Below are 18,624 nucleotides of genomic sequence, written 5' to 3' on the forward strand. Positions count from 1 at the left end.
TCGACAAAGCACGCGGGGACCTCCGCATCACTTCGCACGACCGTAAGAGTCCTCGAACCTCACGATGTCATCCTCCCCAAGATAACTGCCGGACTGCACCTCGATGATCTCGAGCGGGATCGACCCGGGATTCGCCAGCCGATGCGTCTCCCCCAAGGGGATGTAGGTGCTCTGGTTCTCGGTCAGCAATCGCTTGCTGTCGCCGCAGGTGACCTCTGCCGTTCCGGACACGACAATCCAATGCTCGGCACGGTGGTGATGCATCTGCAGGCTGAGCGTCGCGCCGGGCTTGACGAGAATGCGCTTGACCTGAAAGCGCGGTCCGGCATCCACACTGTCGTACCAACCCCAGGGGCGGTGCACGCGGCGATGCAGGATGTGTTCGCTGCGCCCGCCCCCTTCGAGTCGGGAAACGATCTTGCGGACGTCCTGGCTGCGGCCACGATCGGCAACCAGAATGGCATCTGGCGTTTCGACGACGACCACGTTGTCGACGCCGACCACGCTCACCAATCGGCTCGTGGCATGGACCAGGGTATCGCGGCAATCTTCAATGATGGCATCGCCATCGGACACATTGCCTGCACCATCCTTGTGTCCCAGCTGCCACACAGCATCCCAGGCGCCGAGATCGGACCATCCGGCATCGAGGCCGACCATGCGGATGTCGATATCGCTCTTCGGGCACTTCTCCATGACCGCATAATCGACCGACTCGGCAGGAATGACCTCGAACAACGCCCGGTCTGGTCGAATGAATGGCCCGTCGACGCGCCGCGCCGCCCAGGCCGCATGTGTCGCGGCCGCGATGTCGGGCCGGAACGATTCGATGGCACGAAGCCAATCGGACGCACGGACCACGAACAGTCCGGCATTCCAGAAATAGTCGCCGCTGTCGACGTACCGGGTTGCCGTTTCCGCATCGGGCTTCTCGACAAACTCCGCTACGCGGGAATGCGCATCGGACGTATCGAGCCTGATGTAGCCAAAGCCTGTTTCAGGCCGCTGCGGCTTGACGCCGATCACGACAATGACCCCTCGCGCTGCCCATTCGACCGCGCGACGCAAGGCCGAGGCAAACGCGCCCGGATCCGTCACGGTCTGGTCCGCCGGGCTGACCACCAGCACGGGGTCCGATCCATCGCTGCCGGCTTGAAGAGCGGCGAGCGTCAGCGCTGCAGCGGTGTTGCGACCGACCGGCTCCAACAGCAGCGTTGGCGCACCGAGACTGGCTGCGATCACCTGGTCCTGCATCAGGAACCGATGATCATCGCTTCCCACGACCAGGGGCGCACTCAGGCTCAGCCCAGGCCCTTCCAGATTGTGCAGCCGAAGCAGCGCCTGCTGGAAGAGGCTGTGCTCACCGGACAAGGTCAGGAACTGCTTCGGATACTGCCCACGCGATAGGGGCCACAACCTGGTCCCCGACCCTCCGGCCATCACCACCGGCTGTACGGAGATCGTGTTAGACATTGCTTCACTCATCGTTGTTCAGTGCCGACCGGACTAGCGGCCAGTCGACCGGCGCCGTTGTCATTGCTCGTTGTCGATGAAATCCCGGTAGGCCCGTTGCAGGCCCTCCTGGAGCGTCGTACGGGCCTTCCATCCAGCGCTAGCGGCCAAGCTCACATCGAGCAACTTGCGCGGAGTGCCATCCGGCTTGCTGGTGTCGAAGGCGATACCGCCTTGGAAGCCGGTCACACCCTGCACCAGTTCAGCCAGTTCTCGAATGGTCACGTCCTCGCCAACACCGATGTTGACGAGAGGTGGCTCGAACCGCCCGGTCAGGCTCTCGTTGCTGCCGAGCAAGGGATTGAACTTTGCGTCGTCGAGGCTCATCAGATGCACGCAGGCATCGGCCATGTCTTCGCTGTACAGGAACTCGCGGCGCGGCGTACCGGTCCCCCAGACAGGCACTTCGGCATCGCCTCGCACCTTGGCCTCATGAAACTTCCGCAGCAAGGCCGGGATGACGTGGCTGTTTTGCGGGTGATAGTTATCACCGGGTCCATACAGATTCGTCGGCATCACGGACAGGTATTGCGTGCCGTGCTGGCGGTTGTAGCTCCAGCACATCTCGATGCCCGCAATCTTGGCGAGTGCGTAAGCTCGGTTCGTCGGCTCCAGCGGCCCGGTCAGCAAGCAGTTCTCTTTCATCGGCTGCGGAGCCAGGCGTGGATAGATGCAACTCGAACCGAGGAACATCAAGCGCCGCACGCCAGTCTGCCAAGCCGCATGGATCACATGCGTCTGAATCGCTAGGTTGTCACGAATGAAATCCGCAGGGTAGCTGTCGTTGGCCACAATCCCGCCCACCTTCGCCGCGGCCAGGAAGACGTACTCCGGCTTCTCCGTACGAAAAAAACCTTCGGTGGCCTGCCGGTCCGTCAGATCCAGTTCGTGGTGGGTGCGAACCAGCAGATTGCGGAAACCGCGACGCTGAAGATCACGCAGCAGCGCGGAGCCAACCAGGCCGCGGTGCCCGGCCACATAGATGCGCGCATTCAAGTCCATGGGGCGGCTACTTACTCGTGGTGATCGTAGGCCTGGAAGCCGGCCAGCTTGACCAGACTGTCGCGCTTTGCCGCGGAGTAGTCCGATTCGATCATCTCGCGGACCAGTTCCTCGAAGGTGGTGGTGGGCGTCCAACCGAGCTTGTTCTTCGCCTTGGTCGGATCGCCCAGCAGCGTTTCCACTTCCGTAGGCCTGAAGTAGCGCGGATCGACCTGCACGATCACATCACCCGGCTTGCAGCGGGCGCGGTTGCCTTCGACGCGAGCGACGATACCGATCTCGCGTTCCCCCTCGCCCTCGAAGCGAATCGTGACGCCCAGTTCGGCGGCGGCACGCTCCACGAACTGTCGAACGCTGTACTGGACGCCCGTTGCGATGACGAAGTCCTCAGGCTGCTCCTGCTGCAGCATCAACCACTGCATCTGCACGTAGTCGCGCGCATGACCCCAGTCACGCAAGGCGCTCAGATTGCCGAGATAGAGGCACTCCTGCAGACCAAGCGCAATGCGAGCGATGGCGCGCGTGATCTTGCGGGTCACGAAGGTCTCGCCTCTGATGGGGCTTTCGTGGTTGAAGAGCACGCCATTGCAGGCATAGAGTCCGTACGCTTCCCGATAGTTGACGGTGATCCAGTAGCCGTAGAGCTTGGCCACGGCATACGGACTGCGCGGGTAGAAAGGAGTGGACTCCTTCTGCGGAATCTCTTGCACCAGCCCGTACAGCTCCGACGTGCTGGCCTGATAGAAGCGGGTCTTCTTCTCTAGGCCGAGGATTCGGATCGCCTCCAGCAGGCGCAGAGTTCCAATGCCGTCGGCATTGGCGGTGTACTCGGGCGTATCGAAGCTGACCGCGACATGGCTCATTGCCGCAAGGTTGTAGATCTCGTCCGGCTGCACCTGCTGCACGATCCGGATGAGATTCGTACTGTCGGTCAGATCACCGTAGTGCAGCTTGAAGCGCTGGTGATCGACATGCGGATCCTGGTACAGGTGATCGATCCGATCGGTGTTGAACAGCGAAGTCCGGCGCTTGAGCCCATGAACCTCGTAGCCCTTCTCCAGCAGAAGTTCGGCCAGGTAGGCACCGTCTTGTCCGGTAATGCCTGTGATCAGTGCTTTCTTGCTCATGGTTCTGTCAATTGAGATTCGAGGAAACGGACGAATCACCCGCAAACACACCGGGAACAGCCCGCTGAATGAAGTCCGCGAGGATCGGTAGAGTTCACACTCACTCTGCCTCCAACGCTTGACCGGTATGGAGCGAAGCATGCCATCCGATCAGCCCCCAGTCAGCCCGCACCTAGGGGTAATCCGCACACTACAACGGCCGTGCCGTGAATTCATCACCGTCATGGCACCTGTGATGTCGAGGCATCCAAGCCCCGCAAGCTGCCCTGCAGTGATCTGCGGTGCCGTCAGAACTCGTTCATGATGACCCCAGCCACATGGCCGGCGCCATCGGCTAGCGTGCCGACGAGATCCTGCAACGAACGCAACTGCGATTTCCCCTTGCGGGCCACCACCAGTGCTGCGCCGCAGCGCGACGCAATGACCGAAGCATCGGAGCCATGGACCGCTGCCGGCGTGTCGACGATGACGTGATCGAACTTGCTCTTCAATTCCCGGACGAGCAATCCAAAGGCAGGTCGCTCAACCAGTTCGAGAGGGTTAGGCGGCAACACGCCCGCCGGCAGCAGATACAGACTGGGAAGCGCCGGGATCTGCTGAATCACGTTGGCTTCGGCGCGCCCGGACAGAACGCTCGAAAGCCCTGACATGCTCTCAATACCGAACAACCCTTGCTGACGCGGGCCGCGCAGGTCGGCATCGACCAACAGTGTCCGCCCACCCAGCTGAGACAGCGCGATCGCCAGATTAGCCGAGAAATAGGTCTTCCCATCTCCCGAATCCGGGCTCACGACAGCTAGAGCCATCTTGGACGGCTCCCCGCCAAAGACACGCATCATCAGCTGGCTTCGAATCGCTCGAAACCGCTCCGCCTGGCGAGAAAAAGGTCGATTCGCCACCACCAACTCCGAACTCAGCTGGTGCTGTTCCGCCGGTGCGTAGTGATAGTGAAACTGCTGCGACAGCGCGAAAAGTATGTCCTCATCAGTCGCAAATCCCAGCGCAATGGCTGCTTCACCGAAACGAAGCCGCTTGTCGCGCTGGAAGGCCAGGATCTGATCGACCTGTTCGGCCGTCAGATTTTTGGTTTGCTGAAGGATGTCACCCAGCGCTCGATCATGAACGGACGATGTGGGTACCGTTCCTTCGACGGTCGTCTGCTCGACAACCGCAAGCCTGGAATCACGAAATTTCGCCATCACAACCCCTTGATCACGGCCGGGACATCGGCAACTGCCCCAGCACACGGCGCGCCAAAATGGGCTGAGACGAAGGCTTGCCAAACACACCAATGCGGTCCGGCTTTGGCAAGGTACCGATCACTGGAAGACCGAGTGCCTCGGTGATGTCGTCGACGTTTCGCACCCTGCGATTGATCATCTCCAGAACGATCGCGATGGCGACAGCACCCAGCGTTCCGAGGAAAAGCCCAATGAACGCATTGAGAAAGATCTTGGGCGAAGAGGGCAGCAAGGGCGTGCTGGCCGGTGTCAGAACAGATGCATTGGAACGGGTCGCCTGGCTTTCGAGCGCGGTCTGGTTAAAGCGCGTCATGACGCTGTCAAGCGCGCGTTGCGCCGCTTCGACTTCGCGCTGGTAGATCGACGCCTCGTCACGCTGCTCCTTCATGCGCAGCACACGCTGGCGCTGGGCTTCATAGGCCGCACGAATCTCCGCCTCACGTTGCCGATTGATCGTGTTCGTCACGCCGACGCCAGAAGCGACCTGCCGCGATTCGGCGCTGATGCGACCGCGCAACGCCGCGATATTTGCCTTGGCTTCCATCACTTGCGGGTGGGCATCGCCAAGGCGCGCGTTCAATTCCTGTAGTCGGACCTCTTGGCGAGAGAGATCGGCCTTGAGGCTGGCGACCACCGGATTGGCCTGGACATCAGGCAGTTGCTCCGCCGAGCGCGCCAGAGCCTGTGTCTGACGGCTGCCCGACTCGGCCGACAGCGCCTGCATGGCCACCACCTGTGCAGAGAGCTCCGCCAACCGAGCGGACTCAGTGTCGAGCCGTTCATCGGCCCCGATCAACCCCTTCTGCCGCTGGAAGGCGGAAAGCTTGGCCTGTGCCTGCTCCAACTGCCCCCGCAGCTCTTTGGCACGGCTCTCGAAGAACGTTGAATACTGGCGTGCTGGATCCACCTTCAGGTCGACCACGGTATCGAGATAGGCCTTCACGAACGCGTTGGACACCCGCGCTGCAACCTGGGGGTCGGGGGCGCGATAGGACAGCGTCACGACGTTGGACTCACGCGTCAGCTTGACCACCAGTCCTCGACTCAGGACATTGATCATCCATTCCTCGAAATCGCCCTGCCCACCCGTTGCCTCCTGCCAGCGCCGACGGCTGAGTTCGTCGTCCTTCATCTGCAGCGCCTCGACCACGCGTCTGGCAACCCGAACGCTCTGCATGATCTCGACCTGCGTCGCGAGATACGCGGGCCACACCATCTCGCCATAGCCGACCGTCGACACAGGGTCCGGATTGACGTCGAAGACGATCGCCGCGGTCGCCGTGTACTGCTTCGGCAACGCGAGGCTGACGCCGATCGCGGCGGTCACCACGAGCGCGACGATCGACAGCACGAGCCGCCAACGCGCAGCGAGGATGGAAAGGAACTGGCCGAAGGTCATGTCGTACGCCCCACGTCAAATCAGAACAGACTCTCTCGGACGTAAACGACGTCGCCATCTCGCAACTGATCGTCCATCGAGGGCTGCAGAACCTGGACCTTGCCATCGGTCCCACGCCGATGAACGCGCATCCCCTTCTCCGTACCGCGCACCGTCAATCCCCCGCCGGTTGCCAGGGCCTGCATCACGGTCATTCCCCTCTCCAAGCGAATAGCACCCGCACGCTGCACCTCGCCATAGATGTACACCGTCGGCGCGCGGTCGACCCAGACAACATCACCATTCACGATCTGGATGTCACCGGTAGACCGATTAGCCGAACCGATAGAACGAGCCAGATCGATCTCGGCCCGGAACGGCTGGCCGCCACGGACACCAACCACGGTCACAACATCTGCGCCTGTCGGCGCCACTCCGCCGGCGACCGCCAGCACATCACTCAGCTTCGAGTCAGCGACTTCCAGAGGGTACCGGCCTGGACGATTGACCTGTCCAAGAACCGACACCTGATTGCCGCGAACTTGGACCACCAGCACTGTGACCTGCGGTTGCTTAACAAAATTCCCCGTCTTTAGCCCGTCGGCAATGCGTTTCTCGACTTCTGTCACGCTTTGCCCGCCGACCTTGACGGACCCCAGCAGCGGATAGGAGATTACGCCGGCTTCTGAGACCCGCGTCTCCAAGGTCAGGTCGGGGTTCTGATAAACCGTCACGCGAATGACGTCGCCCGAGCCCAGGACGTACTCGTTGCGAACCGGCTGCGTCGCACCCTGAGCGTGGGCGAGCCCGAACGAGCACAACGGCGCCAGCGCTGCGAGCAACCAGAACAAACCGAGACGAAACGTCTTCATACCCTTGAACCTTCCGTGTATCGACCAATTTCCAGGACGAGCCACCGACCGCCAGCGCTCAGCGAAGAGCTCGACCGAACCGGTGCACCCGGCCTTGCGCGATGACACCCTGCAAAGGCGCCAACCATCCCAAAGACCCAGCCTCAGGGTTTTATCTGATTGTCTAGAGAAAATCGCAACTCGAACAAAGCCAAACGAGTGTACCCGTCACTCTTGACGAGATATCCACCCAAGACCGGGGGCCGGCTCGTGTGCAGACCTGACCTTGTGAAATCCTCACGACGACGACTCCGGGAACACCCCTCGGACTAACTTCGCCTCAGCATCGGATCCCGGCGTGCAATGCAACGACACCTCCCGCCATATTGTGGACATCCACATGGCCGAATCCAGCCGCTTTCATCATCGATTTCAGGGTCGCCTGGTCAGGATGCATCCTGATCGACTCGGCCAGGTAGCGGTAGCTGTCCGCGTCGTTCGCGACCCACTTGCCCAGGCGCGGCAGCACCTGGAACGAATACCAGTCGTAGGCCTTCTCCAGCGGCTTGGCCACCTTAGAGAACTCCAGCACCAGCAGGCGCCCGCCCGGCTTGAGCACCCGAGCCATCTCTGCCAGGGCCTGTTCCTTGTGGGTCATGTTGCGCAGGCCGAAGGCCACGCTGACCACGTCGAAGCTGCCACTGGCGAAGGGCAGGTGCTCGGCGTCGCAGATCGCGGTCGGCAGGACCAGGCCCTCGTCGAGCAGGCGGTCGCGGCCGGTGCGCAGCATCGCCTCGTTGATGTCGGTGTGCACGACCATGCCGCGGCTGCCGACGCGACGCGAGAAGGCGCGCGCCAGATCGCCGGTTCCACCGGCGATGTCGAGAACGCGGTCACCGTCGCGCACGTTCGCGACGGCCACCGTGTAGGCCTTCCAGGCACGGTGCAGGCCCAGCGACATCAGGTCGTTCATGACGTCGTACTTCGATGCGACCGCATCGAACACACCGCGCACGCGACCGGCCTTTTCTTTCTCGTCGACGTTCTGGAAGCCGAAGTGCGTGCTGCCCATGCCGCAGTCCTCAGTGGTGGTGGCCGCAGGCCGAACCGCCAGCTTCGACCATGGGGGCGTCGCGGTCCACCCCGGCGGCGGCGAGCCGCGCTTCGTAGGCCTGCCAGAGCTGCTCCTGCTGGCGACCCAGATGGTAGAGGTAGTCCCAAGCGAACAGACCCGAGTTGTGCCCGTCCGAGAAGGTGGGCTGGACGGCGTAATTGCCGACCGGTTCCAGTTCCACGATGTCGACATTGCGCTTGCCGGTCTGCAAGACCTCCTGGCCCGGGCCATGTCCCTGCACCTCGGCCGAAGGCGAATACACGCGCAACAGCTCGAACGGCAGCCGGAACTGCGCGCCGTCGGAGAACGCAATCTCGAGCACCCGGGACTGCTGGTGCACAGTCAGGGCAGTCGGGGTCGGGGTGTCGGGGGTCAGTCCGGCCATTGGGGGATGCTCGTCGTCGGGGAACGCTGCCAGTTTAATGGCCGGCGAGCGGTGCCAGCGCCGCCACCACGCGCGCATCGAGGTCGACCAGCGGCAGCGACAGGCGCACCTCGGCCGTCGGCTCGACGCGACGCTGCGGCGCGCCCCACACCGGCTGTGGGAAATGGCTGTCCCAGTCGAAGCGCGCGATCACGTGCCAGTGAAGGTGTGGGACCACATTGCCCAGGCTGGCAAGGTTGATCTTGGTCGGCCGCAGCGCCTCGCGCAGCACCGTCTCGACCTTCGCGACCGCCTGCATGCACAGGCTGCGCTGCACCGGTGGCAGGTCGGTCCACTCGGCGACGTGAGCGTTCCAGATCACCCGGTAGAACGCTGGGAAGGCGGGATCCTCGGCGCGGATCACGCGCCAGTCGGCGGCACGCAGCACCAGCCGGCCGCCGTCACCGCGGCACAGCTCGCAGTCAGCCTGCCCGGTCACACGAGCACCCGCTCGATGCCACCGGCGTTGGCACGCTCGACATAGCCTGGCAGCCATTCTTCACCCAGGATCCTGCGTGCCATCTCGACCACGATGTAGTCGGCCTCCAGCAAGCCATTGTTCAGGTCGTTGCCGTAGCGGCTCAGGCCCTGCAGGCAACTGGGGCAGGACGTGAGGATCTTCACCGGCCCGTCGGCTCCCACGCCGCCCGAGGCGCGCAGAGCCGCCTCGTCGCGGCGCAGCTCCTCTTCCTTGCGAAAGCGGATCTGCGTGGAGATGTCGGGGCGCGTGACACCGAGCGTGCCGCTCTCGCCGCAACAGCGCTTGCTCTCGCGCACCCGATCGCCCATCAGTGCCTTTACCGTCTTCATCGGCTCCTGCAGCTTCATCGGGCTGTGGCAGGGGTCGTGGTACAGGTAGCCGCCGGCGCCTTCGAGCCGGATGCCCTTCTCCAGCAGGAACTCGTGGATGTCGACGATGCGGCAGCCCGGGAAGATCTTGTCGAACTGGTAGCCCTGCAGCTGGTCGTAGCAGGTGCCGCAGCTCACCACCACGGTCTTGATGTCGAGGTAGTTCAGCGTGTTGGCGACGCGGTGGAACAGCACCCGGTTGTCGGTGATGATCTTCTCAGCCTTGTCGTACTGGCCGCTGCCGCGCTGCGGATAGCCGCAGCACAGGTAGCCGGGCGGCAGCACGGTCTGCACGCCGGCATGCCAGAGCATCGCCTGGGTCGCCAGCCCGACCTGCGAGAACAAGCGCTCGGAGCCGCAGCCAGGGAAGTAAAACACCGCCTCGCTGTCGGCCGTGGTGGCCTGCGGGTCCCGGATGATCGGCACGTAGTCGGCATCCTCGATGTCGAGCAGCGCCCGCGCGGTCTTCTTCGGAAGGCCGCCCGGCATCTTCTTGTTGATGAAGTGGATCACCTGGGCCTTCACCGGCGCCGGGCCCACGGTCGCCGGCGGCGCCGCGGTCTGCTTGCGCGCCAGCCGGCGCAGCAGGTCGTTGGCCAGGCGCTGGGCCTTGAAGCCCACGTCGACCATGGCCGAGCGCATCAGCTTGATCGTGTCGGGGTTCTTCGCGTTCAGGAACAGCATCGCCGCCGCGTTGCCGGGGCGGAAGCTCTTCTGCCCCATCTTGCGCAGCAGGTTGCGCATGTTCATCGACACGTCGCCGAAGTCGATCTTCACCGGACACGGCGACAGGCACTTGTGGCAGACCGTGCAGTGGTCGGCCACGTCCTCGAACTCCTGCCAATGCTTGATGCTGATGCCGCGGCGCGTCTGCTCCTCGTACAGGAAGGCCTCGACCAGCAGCGAGGTCGCGAGAATCTTGTTGCGCGGGCTGTAGAGCAGGTTGGCGCGCGGCACATGGGTGGCGCACACCGGCTTGCACTTGCCGCAGCGCAGGCAGTCCTTCACCGAATCGGCGATCGCGCCGATGTCGCTCTGCTGCATGATCAGCGACTCGTGGCCCATCAGCCCGAAGCTGGGCGTGTAGGCGTGGCTCAGGTCGGCCGCCAGCACATCGTCGCCCAGGCCTTTCAGGGCGTCGCCGCGCAGCAGCTTGCCCTTGTTGAAGCGGCCCTGCGGGTCGACGCGCTGCTTGTAGGCGATGAAGTCGGCGATCTCGGCATCGCTCAGGAACTCGAGCTTGGTGATGCCGATGCCATGCTCGCCGGAGATCACGCCGTCGAGCCGGCGCGCCAGCGCCATGATGCGGCCCACCGCCTCGTGCGCAGTCTGCAGCATCTCGTAGTTGTCGCTGTTGACCGGGATGTTGGTGTGCACGTTGCCGTCGCCAGCGTGCATGTGCAACGCAACCCAGACGCGCCCACGCAGCACCTCCCGGTGGATGCGGCTGCATTCGTCGAGCACCGCGGCGAACGCGCCGCCGCTGAACAGCGCCTGCAGCGGCGCCCTCACCTGCGTCTTCCACGAGGCGCGAAGGCTATGGTCCTGCAACTGCGCGAACAGGCTCGGCCCGCCGTCCGCCGGCCGCACGTCCAGCCCCTGCAGCCAGCCCTGCCACAGCGCACGCACCTCGCGCAGCAGCGTCAAAGCCTGCTGCACGCGGTCTTCCAGCAGCTCGGCGCTCGGGATGTCGCTGGCATCGTCGTTCCTGCCGAGCGGGAGTTCGCCGCGCTCGAAGTAGGTCTCCAGCGCGTCCAGCAGCTGCAGCTTGTTGCGCATCGACAGCTCGACGTTGATGCGTTCGATGCCCTCGGTGTACTCGCCCATCCGCGGCAGCGGAATCACCACGTCCTCGTTGATCTTGAAGGCGTTGGTGTGCTTGCTGATCGCCGCGGTGCGCTTGCGGTCGAGCCAGAACTTCTTGCGCGCGTCGGCGCTCACCGCGACGAAGCCTTCGCCGTGGCGCGAATTGGCGATGCGCACCACCTCGCTGGCGGCGCGCGCCACTGCGTCGGCGTCGTCGCCGGCGATGTCACCCACCAGCACCATCTTCGGCAGGCCGCCGCGCTTGCTCTTGGTGGCGTAGCCGACCGCCTTCAGGTAGCGGTCGTCCAGGTGCTCCAGCCCGGCCAGGATCGCGCCGCCCGTACGCTGCTCGGCAAACAGGTAGTCCTTGATCTCGACGATGCTCGGCACCGCGTCCTTCGCATTGCCGAAGAACTCCAGGCACACGGTGCGCGTGTGGGCCGGCATCTTGTGCACGATCCAGCGCGCGCTGGTGATCAGGCCGTCGCAGCCTTCCTTCTGGATGCCCGGCAAACCGGCGAGGAACTTGTCGGTCACGTCCTTGCCCAGGCCTTCCTTGCGGAAGCTCGGACCGGGCACGTCGAGCCGCTCGGTACGCACCGGCGTCTTGCCGTCGGCCTCGAAGTAGCGCAGCTCGAAGCTCGCCAGCTCGGCATCGTGGATCTTGCCGAGGTTGTGGCTCAGTCGCACCACCTCGAGCCACTGCGCGTCGGGCGTCACCATGCGCCACGACGCCAGGTTGTCGAGCGCGGTACCCCACAGCACGGCCTTCTTGCCGCCGGCATTCATCGCGATGTTGCCGCCGATGCAGCTCGCCTCGGCCGAGGTCGGGTCGACCGCGAACACGTGGCCGGCACGCTCGGCGGCGTCGGCCACGCGCTGGGTCACCACGCCCGCCTCGGTCCACACCGTCGGCACGGGTTGCGCGAGCCCCGGCAGCGAGACCCACTCGACCTCGCTCATCGCCTCGAGCTTCTCGGTGTTGATCACCGCGCTCTTCCAGGTCAGCGGCACGGCTCCACCGGTGTAGCCGGTGCCGCCGCCGCGCGGGATGATGGTCAGGCCCAGCTCGATGCAGCCCTTCACCAGCGCCGCCATCTCGGCCTCGGTGTCCGGCGTCAGCACGACAAACGGGTATTCGACCCGCCAGTCGGTCGCGTCGGTCACGTGCGACACGCGCGACAGGCCGTCGAACTTGATGTTGTCCTTGGCCGTGTGCCGCCCCAGCCGGCGCTGCGTGCGGCGGCGCAGCTCGGCCATCGTGTCGAAGCCTAGCGAGAAGCGATCCACCGCCTCGCGTGCCGCCTTCAGCAGCTCGCCGACGCGGGCATTGCGCTGCGCCGCTTCCACGTCCATCGTGGCCTCGTCCTTGTCGGCGCGGCGCTTGTCGATCTCGCCCAGCCGGTGCTGCAGGGCCTCGACCAGCTGGCGGCGCCGGCGCGGGTTGTCCAGCAGGTCGTCTTGCAGGTAAGGGTTGCGCTGCACCACCCAGATGTCGCCCAGCACCTCGTAGAGCATGCGTGCCGAGCGGCCGGTCACGCGCTCGGCGCGCAGCTGGTGCAGCATCTCCCACGACCGCGGCCCGAGCAGCCGCAGCACGATCTCGCGATCGGAGAACGAGGTGTAGTTGTACGGAATCTCGCGCAGTCGCGCGGCGTGGCCGTCGGCGGCCTGGATCGTGCTGTGGAGGGGAAGCGGTGCGTTCATGGTCACCAGCCGCCAACATCAAGTCGCGTCTGGGCCCGAATGCTATCGCAGTGCAGCACGGCCGACGCCCGTGCGGTCATGACTGCCGGTGCTGGCTACCATGCAGCATGCCGCCTCCTGCACCCTGGCCCTACCCGTTCTGGATCGCCCACCGCGGCGCCGGCAAGCTGGCGCCGGAGAACACGCTGGCCGCCTTTCGCGCCGGTCAGGCACGCGGCTATCGCATGGCCGAATGCGATGTGACGCTGAGTGCCGACGAACAGCCCTTCCTGCTGCACGACGCGACCCTCGATCGCACGACCGACGGGCACGGCCTGGCGGCCGGACAGTCCTGGGCCACGCTGGCCGCCCTGGATGCCGGCGCCTGGCATGGCCCCCGCTTCCGCGGCGAGCGCCTGCCGACGCTGGCATCGCTGGCCGAGCACGCCCGCCACAGCGGCCTGCTGCTGAACCTGGAGCTCAAGCCCGGCCCGGGCCAGGCGGCGCGTACCGGCGCCGTGGTCGCCCGAGTGGCCGCCGGCCTGTGGGCCGGCCTCACGCCGCCGCTGCTGAGCTCCTTCGAGACCGCCTCGCTGGCGGCGGCGCGCGACGCTGTCGAGGCGCTACCGCGCGCCCTGCTGCTGGAGCATCTGGCGACAGGCTGGCGCGAGGCGGCCTGCGGTCTGGGCTGCATCGCCATCGTGGTCCACCACGGCGCGCTCGACGCCGACGCCATCCGCCAGGCCCATGAGGCTGGCCTGCGGGTGCTGTCCTACACGGTCAATGGCGCGGCGGAGGCCCGGCGCTTGCGTGCGGCCGGCATCGATGGCCTGATCACCGACGCCATCGACCGCTTCGCGCCGGACACGCTGGGCTGAACACCCGAGGCCCGGGCCGCGTGCAGGCTGGGGATGGTCAACGGCACCCGCCGCGGCAACATCGAGACCGATCCAGGATCCACGAAAGGAACGCACCCCGATGGAAGCCCTTCTGCATCTGCTGCACCTCGAAGACGACGCACTCGACGCCGATCTGCTGTGTCGCACCGTGCAGCACCTGGGGGTGCGCGCCGAATGGCAACGCGTGTCGACCGCTGCCGACTGAGGCTGTGTGAAAACCCGCTGCCAGATCGATGATTGCTTGCGTAGAGTGACGAGCCGACGCGGTTAGCGGAGGCTGCCAGATGGCCCGATTTGTTGAAGGTGGCGACCGGAACCAGGTTACGTTGTTGCCAGAGTGCCTTGACGACTTCGTCGCCGAGGACAACCCGGTCCGAGTGGTCGACGCATTCGTCAGCGAACTCGACTTACAGGCCTTGGGCTTCGATGGGCTGACGCCGGCATCGACGGGTCGACCCTCGTATCACCCAGCGGTACTGCTGAAGATCTATATCTACGGCTACCTCAACCGCATTCAATCCAGTCGGCGCCTGGAGCGGGAGTGTCAGCGCAATATTGAGCTGATGTGGTTGACAGGCAGGCTGGCTCCTGATTTCAAGACCGTCGCTGACTTCCGGCGCGGCAGCGGCAAAGGCATCCAGAACGCTTGCCGCCGATTCGTTGTCCTGTGTCGCGAACTGAAGCTCTTCTCGCAGGCCATCGTGGCCATCGACGGCAGCAAGTTCAAGGCGGTCAACAACCGGGACCGGAACTTCACGGAGGTGAAGATCGACCGATTCCAAGAGCAGGTTGCGCAGAGCATCCAGCGCTACCTGGACACGCTGGAGACTGCCGATCGCACGCAATCGGTCGGTGTGGAGGCCAAGACCGAGCGACTGCAGGAGAAGATCAAGAAGTTGCGCAAGCGCATGCGCGAACTCGATGGGCTCAGGGCGCAGTTGAAGTCCGAGCCAGACGAACAGCTGTCGTTGACTGATCCAGATGCGCGCTCCATGGCCACCAGTCGGCTGGGCTCGGGGATCGTGGGCTACAACGTCCAAGTAGCTGTAGACGCCAAGCACCATCTGATCGTTACGCACAACGTGACCAACGACAGCAGCGACAGGTCGCAGCTCAGCGCGATGGCGCTGGCGGCGCGCGGTGCGATGGGCAAGATCAGGCTGCACGCCCATGCCGATCGTGGCTACTACAACAGCATCGAACTCAAGGCATGCGACGACGCTGGGATCCTGGCCTACGTTCCGAAGTCAATGACATCCAATGCTAAGGCTGAGGGACGATTTGATAAGTCTGACTTCATCTACATCGCCCGCGATGATGAGTACCAATGTCCTGCCGGGCAGCGCGCCATTCACCGCTACACGCGCGATGAGCGCGGCCTGGAGATCCGTCGCTACTGGAGCAGCGCGTGCCCGCAATGCCCGATCAAGGCGCAGTGCACGACAGGTGACTACAGGCGTATCTCCCGCTGGGAACACGAGGCGGTGCTTGAAAAGGTGCAGCGACGACTGGATAGCCGGCCAACCGCTATGGCGGTTCGAAAGCGGACTGTTGAGCATGTGTTCGGAACACTGAAACACTGGATGGGCTCAGCGCACTTCCTGACCCGGAGACTGCCCAACGTTGCGACAGAAATGAGCCTTCACGTACTGGCTTACAACCTCAAGCGTGTAATGAGCATCCTTGGTATTGCCAAAACGCTGAAGGCCATGAAGCTGGTGGGCGCGTAGGCGCCTTGTTATGCGAAATGGCGGGCCGTAGACCCGTCAAGACCTACAAACGCGGCATATAGCTCTGTAATGACTACTGTGGGCCAATGAACGCGCGTGCAGCGCCAGAAGCGCAACTCGTTCCGAAAGCGTCGACGACAGGAGTTCTCACACAGCCTCGACTATGTGCAGGCGCTGGGCGAGCACCGCTTCGACGCGATCCTCAGCGACAGCGAGGTGCCGGGCCTGGACGGTCTGCAGGCGCTGCAACTGGCCGGTGAACGGCAACCCGGAGCGCCCTTCATCTTCGTCAGCGGCCACGCGGACGAGCAGCGTGCGCAACAGTGGCTGGCGGCCGGCGCCGCCGATGTCGTCCCGAAGGACGCACTGTGGCGGCTGGCGCCGGCGTTGCGGCACCCGCTGCTGCAGGCCGACCGCGATCGACTGGCCTGGCGCGCGCGCGGCATGGCGCTGCTGGTCGACATCGTCAAGCAACTCTCGCTGGCGCGCAGCGTGGAGCAGATCATGGCCATCGTGCGCCACGGCGCCCGCGAGCTGACCTCGGCCGATGGCGCCACCTTCATCCCTGCGCGACGGCGACCTGTGCCATTACGCCGACGAGGATGCGATCGAGCCGCTGTGGAAGGGGCAGCGCTTTCCGATGTCGGCCTGCGTCAGTGGCTGGGTCATGCTCCAGCGCACGCCCGCCGTCATCCCCGACATCTACCAGGACCCGCGCGTGCCGGTCGACGCCTACCGCCCGACCTTCGTGCGCAGCATGGCGATGGTGCCGATCCGCAGCGAGTCGCCGATCGGCGCCATCGGCAACTACTGGGCACGCCCCTACCGGCCGAGCACCGACGAGGTGTCACTGCTGCAGGCCCTGGCCGACACGACCTCGGTCGCGATCGAGAACGTGCAGACGCTGCAGGAGCTGGAGCACCGGGTGCAGGAGCGGACCGCTGCGCTGCGCGAAGCCAACGCCGGGCTGGAGGCCTTTTCCTACAGCGTCGCCCATGACCTGCGGGCCCCGCTGCGGGCGATCAGCGGCTACAGCGGTCTGCTCGCCGACCATCACCGTTCGCAGCTCGATGCGGAAGGCCAGGGCTTCCTGGACCGCATCGGCAAGTCCGCACGGCGCATGGAAGCGCTGATCGACGACCTCATCAAGCTGGCGCATGTCGGCCACGGCGACGTACAGCACCGCACGATCGACATCGGGCAACTCGCCCACGAGATCGTGGGCGTGCTGCGCGAGCAGAGTCCACGGGCCGGCATGACGGTGCGCATCGCCACCGGTCTGAAGGTCGTGGGCGATCTGGGCCTGTTGCGCGTCGTGCTGGAGAACCTGCTGTCGAACGCCTGGAAATACACCCTCCGGCGCGACGATGCGCTGATCGATCTGCAAGGCGCCCCAACGGCCGACGGTCAGCTCGTCTGCCAGGTTCGCGACAACGGCGTGGGCTTCGACATGACGGCGGCCGAACACCTGTTCGAACCGTTCAAGCGCCTGCACGGCGACGTCGAGTTCGCGGGCACCGGCATCGGGTTGGCGATCGTGCGCCGCGCGATCCACCGCATGGGCGGGCGGCTCTGGGCCGAATCCGAGAAGGACCGCGGGGCGACCTTCTACTTCGCACTGCCGCTGGGCCGCCGCTGACGTCGCTTCGGACGAACGCTCAGCTGCGGTAGTCGGCGTTGATCGTGACGTAGTCGTGCGAGAGATCGCAGGTCCACACGGTGGCATGGGCCGCCCCGCGGTGCAGATCGACCCGCACGGTGATCTCGCTCTGCTTCATGACGCGCTGGCCGTCGGCCTCCTGGTAGGCGGGATGGCGACCGCCCTTCGTCGCGACGTGCACGTCGTCGAGGTGGAGGTCGATCAGCGACTGGTCGAGGTCGGCGATGCCCGCATAGCCCACCGCGGCGAGGATCCGGCCCAAGTTGGGGTCGCTGGCGAAGAAAGCGGTCTTCACCAGCGGTGAATGCGCGATCGCGTAGGCGACCCACCGGCACTCCTCCTTCGAGCGGCCGCCGTCGACACGCACCGTGATGAACTTCGTCGCACCCTCGCCGTCGCGCACGATCGCCTGCGCGAGCTGCTGCGACACCGCGATCACTGCCTCGCGCAGCGCTGCACCTTCGGGCGACTCGAGTGCCGTGATCTCGTCGTGCGCCGCCTGGCCCGTGGCGACCAGCACGAAGCTGTCGTTGGTGGACGTGTCGCCATCGATGGTGATGCGGTTGAAGGACCGGTCGGCCGCCTCGCGTACGAGCGCCTGCAAGGCGCGCGGTGCCACCCTGGCATCGGTGGCCACGAATCCGAGCATCGTCGCCATGTTGGGACGGATCATCCCCGCGCCCTTGGCGATGCCAGTCACCGTCACCGTCCGGCCGCCGATCTGCAGCTGACGCGACGCGGCCTTGGGCAGGGTGTCGGTGGTCATGATGGCCTCGGCGGCGGCCGGCCAGTTGTCGGCCCGGCAGTCGGCCAGCGCCGCCGGCAGCCCGGCCTCGATGCGGTCGGTGGGCAGCGTCTCCATGATCACGCCGGTCGAGAACGGCAGCACCTGCTCCGGCGCGATGTCGAGCCGGCGGGCCAGCGCCACACAGGTGGAGAACGCGCGCACCAGCCCGTCCTCGCCGGTGCCGGCGTTCGCGTTGCCGGTGTTGACGACGAGTGCCCGCACGCCGACGGCGGCCTCCAGGTGTTTGCGGCACAGTTGCACCGGCGCGGCGCAGAAACGGTTCTGCGTGAACACCGCCGCCACCGCAGAGCCCTCGGCCAGCTTGAACACGCTCAGGTCACGCCGGCCCGCCTTGCGCACACCGGCCATCGCGATGCCGATCTCGACCCCCGGCACGGGATGCAGGTCGGCGGCGTTCGGGGCGACGAGATTCACGGGCATGAGGCTCTCCGGGTCGCTGCGATCAAGCCAATCGGCCGTGACACTGCTTGTACTTCTTGCCGCTGCCGCAGGGGCAGGGGTCGTTGCGTCCGGCGCGCGGCACCTCGGCCATGCGGT

At 65.1% G+C, this 18,624-nt stretch carries 16 protein-coding genes and 1 pseudogene; 5 read left to right on the forward strand and 12 right to left on the reverse strand.

The genetic code is table 11. From position 1 onward, the window contains the following. Window positions 1-27 precede the first annotated feature (27 nt). The 10 genes from MPE_RS13770 to MPE_RS13815 all read right to left on the reverse strand — a co-directional run bounded on the left by MPE_RS13770 (window position 28) and on the right by MPE_RS13815 (window position 13,011). On the reverse strand, window positions 28-1,473 hold the full coding sequence (locus tag MPE_RS13770; RefSeq protein ID WP_011830313.1) for a mannose-1-phosphate guanylyltransferase/mannose-6-phosphate isomerase: 1,446 nt from the start codon (window positions 1,471-1,473) through the stop codon (window positions 28-30). A 60-nt stretch (window positions 1,474-1,533) separates the two neighbouring features. After that, window positions 1,534-2,514: a GDP-L-fucose synthase family protein gene (locus MPE_RS13775; RefSeq protein WP_011830314.1), complete on the reverse strand. Its 981-nt coding sequence runs from the start codon at window positions 2,512-2,514 to the stop codon at window positions 1,534-1,536. Between the two features lie 11 nt (window positions 2,515-2,525). Beyond that, window positions 2,526-3,641: a GDP-mannose 4,6-dehydratase gene (gene gmd, locus MPE_RS13780; protein WP_011830315.1), complete on the reverse strand. Its 1,116-nt coding sequence runs from the start codon at window positions 3,639-3,641 to the stop codon at window positions 2,526-2,528. Between the two features lie 287 nt (window positions 3,642-3,928). After that, window positions 3,929-4,840, reverse strand: a complete 912-nt coding sequence (locus MPE_RS13785; RefSeq protein ID WP_011830316.1) for a polysaccharide biosynthesis tyrosine autokinase — start codon at window positions 4,838-4,840, stop codon at window positions 3,929-3,931. A gap of 13 nt (window positions 4,841-4,853) precedes the next feature. Further along, the gene (epsF, locus tag MPE_RS13790) at window positions 4,854-6,281 is read right to left on the reverse strand and encodes a chain length determinant protein EpsF (RefSeq protein WP_011830317.1); all 1,428 of its coding nucleotides are present in this window, start codon (window positions 6,279-6,281) and stop codon (window positions 4,854-4,856) included. A gap of 20 nt (window positions 6,282-6,301) precedes the next feature. Then, complete coding sequence (gene epsE, locus MPE_RS13795; RefSeq protein WP_011830318.1) at window positions 6,302-7,132, reverse strand: polysaccharide export protein EpsE; 831 nt, start codon at window positions 7,130-7,132, stop codon at window positions 6,302-6,304. 319 nt (window positions 7,133-7,451) lie between these two features. Beyond that, window positions 7,452-8,183 carry a bifunctional demethylmenaquinone methyltransferase/2-methoxy-6-polyprenyl-1,4-benzoquinol methylase UbiE gene (gene ubiE, locus MPE_RS13800; RefSeq protein WP_011830319.1) on the reverse strand — a complete coding sequence of 244 codons (732 nt, stop codon included), beginning with the start codon at window positions 8,181-8,183 and terminating at the stop codon, window positions 7,452-7,454. 10 nt (window positions 8,184-8,193) lie between these two features. Next, window positions 8,194-8,610: a gamma-butyrobetaine hydroxylase family protein gene (locus tag MPE_RS13805; RefSeq protein WP_011830320.1), complete on the reverse strand. Its 417-nt coding sequence runs from the start codon at window positions 8,608-8,610 to the stop codon at window positions 8,194-8,196. 34 nt (window positions 8,611-8,644) lie between these two features. Continuing rightward, entirely contained in the window at window positions 8,645-9,088 is a 444-nt protein-coding gene (locus MPE_RS13810) for an HIT family protein (protein WP_011830321.1), read from the reverse strand. Further along, window positions 9,085-13,011, reverse strand: a complete 3,927-nt coding sequence (locus MPE_RS13815) for a DUF3683 domain-containing protein (RefSeq protein ID WP_011830322.1) — start codon at window positions 13,009-13,011, stop codon at window positions 9,085-9,087. The genes MPE_RS13810 and MPE_RS13815 overlap by 4 nt, the downstream gene beginning before the upstream one ends. Before the next feature lie 107 nt (window positions 13,012-13,118). Here MPE_RS13815 and ugpQ point away from each other — a divergent pair, with 107 nt between their 5' ends. The 5 genes and pseudogenes from ugpQ (at window position 13,119) to MPE_RS13830 (ending at window position 17,258) form a co-directional block, all read left to right on the forward strand. Continuing rightward, entirely contained in the window at window positions 13,119-13,868 is a 750-nt protein-coding gene (ugpQ, locus tag MPE_RS13820; RefSeq protein ID WP_011830323.1) for a glycerophosphodiester phosphodiesterase, read from the forward strand. A 100-nt stretch (window positions 13,869-13,968) separates the two neighbouring features. Continuing rightward, window positions 13,969-14,094 (forward strand): hypothetical protein, encoded by a 126-nt coding sequence (locus MPE_RS24865; protein ID WP_259372572.1) that lies wholly within the window; start codon window positions 13,969-13,971, stop codon window positions 14,092-14,094. A 79-nt stretch (window positions 14,095-14,173) separates the two neighbouring features. Continuing rightward, a complete protein-coding gene (locus MPE_RS13825) occupies window positions 14,174-15,619 on the forward strand; it encodes an IS1182 family transposase (protein ID WP_011829309.1) in 1,446 nt (481 codons plus the stop codon). Between the two features lie 165 nt (window positions 15,620-15,784). Next, window positions 15,785-15,922, forward strand: a pseudogene (locus MPE_RS24985) (response regulator transcription factor); the annotation flags it as partial. 244 nt (window positions 15,923-16,166) lie between these two features. Continuing rightward, window positions 16,167-17,258, forward strand: coding sequence for a sensor histidine kinase (locus MPE_RS13830; RefSeq protein WP_011830325.1), 1,092 nt, complete (start codon window positions 16,167-16,169; stop codon window positions 17,256-17,258). A 19-nt stretch (window positions 17,259-17,277) separates the two neighbouring features. Here MPE_RS13830 and argJ read toward each other — a convergent pair whose 3' ends face one another. Both argJ and MPE_RS24995 read right to left on the reverse strand, forming a co-directional pair. Further along, the gene (gene argJ, locus MPE_RS13835; protein ID WP_011830326.1) at window positions 17,278-18,507 is read right to left on the reverse strand and encodes a bifunctional glutamate N-acetyltransferase/amino-acid acetyltransferase ArgJ; all 1,230 of its coding nucleotides are present in this window, start codon (window positions 18,505-18,507) and stop codon (window positions 17,278-17,280) included. 22 nt (window positions 18,508-18,529) lie between these two features. After that, a complete protein-coding gene (locus tag MPE_RS24995; RefSeq protein WP_409072470.1) occupies window positions 18,530-18,619 on the reverse strand; it encodes an SEC-C metal-binding domain-containing protein in 90 nt (29 codons plus the stop codon). Window positions 18,620-18,624: the final 5 nt, after the last annotated feature.

The organism is Methylibium petroleiphilum PM1 (assembly GCF_000015725.1).
Lineage (GTDB): Bacteria > Pseudomonadota > Gammaproteobacteria > Burkholderiales > Burkholderiaceae_C > Methylibium > Methylibium petroleiphilum.

Coding starts and splice junctions, on each gene's coding strand:
- MPE_RS13785 (WP_011830316.1), bottom strand. CDS start 4,840: ATGGCGAAATTTCGTGATTCCAGGCTTGCGGTTGTCGAGCAGACGACC.
- ubiE (WP_011830319.1), bottom strand. CDS start 8,183: ATGGGCAGCACGCACTTCGGCTTCCAGAACGTCGACGAGAAAGAAAAG.
- MPE_RS13830 (WP_011830325.1), top strand. CDS start 16,167: ATGGCGCCACCTTCATCCCTGCGCGACGGCGACCTGTGCCATTACGCC.
- epsE (WP_011830318.1), bottom strand. CDS start 7,132: ATGAAGACGTTTCGTCTCGGTTTGTTCTGGTTGCTCGCAGCGCTGGCG.
- gmd (WP_011830315.1), bottom strand. CDS start 3,641: ATGAGCAAGAAAGCACTGATCACAGGCATTACCGGACAAGACGGTGCC.
- MPE_RS13815 (WP_011830322.1), bottom strand. CDS start 13,011: ATGAACGCACCGCTTCCCCTCCACAGCACGATCCAGGCCGCCGACGGC.
- ugpQ (WP_011830323.1), top strand. CDS start 13,119: ATGCCGCCTCCTGCACCCTGGCCCTACCCGTTCTGGATCGCCCACCGC.
- MPE_RS13825 (WP_011829309.1), top strand. CDS start 14,174: ATGGCCCGATTTGTTGAAGGTGGCGACCGGAACCAGGTTACGTTGTTG.
- MPE_RS13775 (WP_011830314.1), bottom strand. CDS start 2,514: ATGGACTTGAATGCGCGCATCTATGTGGCCGGGCACCGCGGCCTGGTT.
- argJ (WP_011830326.1), bottom strand. CDS start 18,507: ATGCCCGTGAATCTCGTCGCCCCGAACGCCGCCGACCTGCATCCCGTG.
- MPE_RS13770 (WP_011830313.1), bottom strand. CDS start 1,473: ATGTCTAACACGATCTCCGTACAGCCGGTGGTGATGGCCGGAGGGTCG.
- MPE_RS24995 (WP_409072470.1), bottom strand. CDS start 18,619: ATGGCCGAGGTGCCGCGCGCCGGACGCAACGACCCCTGCCCCTGCGGC.
- MPE_RS24865 (WP_259372572.1), top strand. CDS start 13,969: ATGGAAGCCCTTCTGCATCTGCTGCACCTCGAAGACGACGCACTCGAC.
- MPE_RS13805 (WP_011830320.1), bottom strand. CDS start 8,610: ATGGCCGGACTGACCCCCGACACCCCGACCCCGACTGCCCTGACTGTG.
- epsF (WP_011830317.1), bottom strand. CDS start 6,281: ATGACCTTCGGCCAGTTCCTTTCCATCCTCGCTGCGCGTTGGCGGCTC.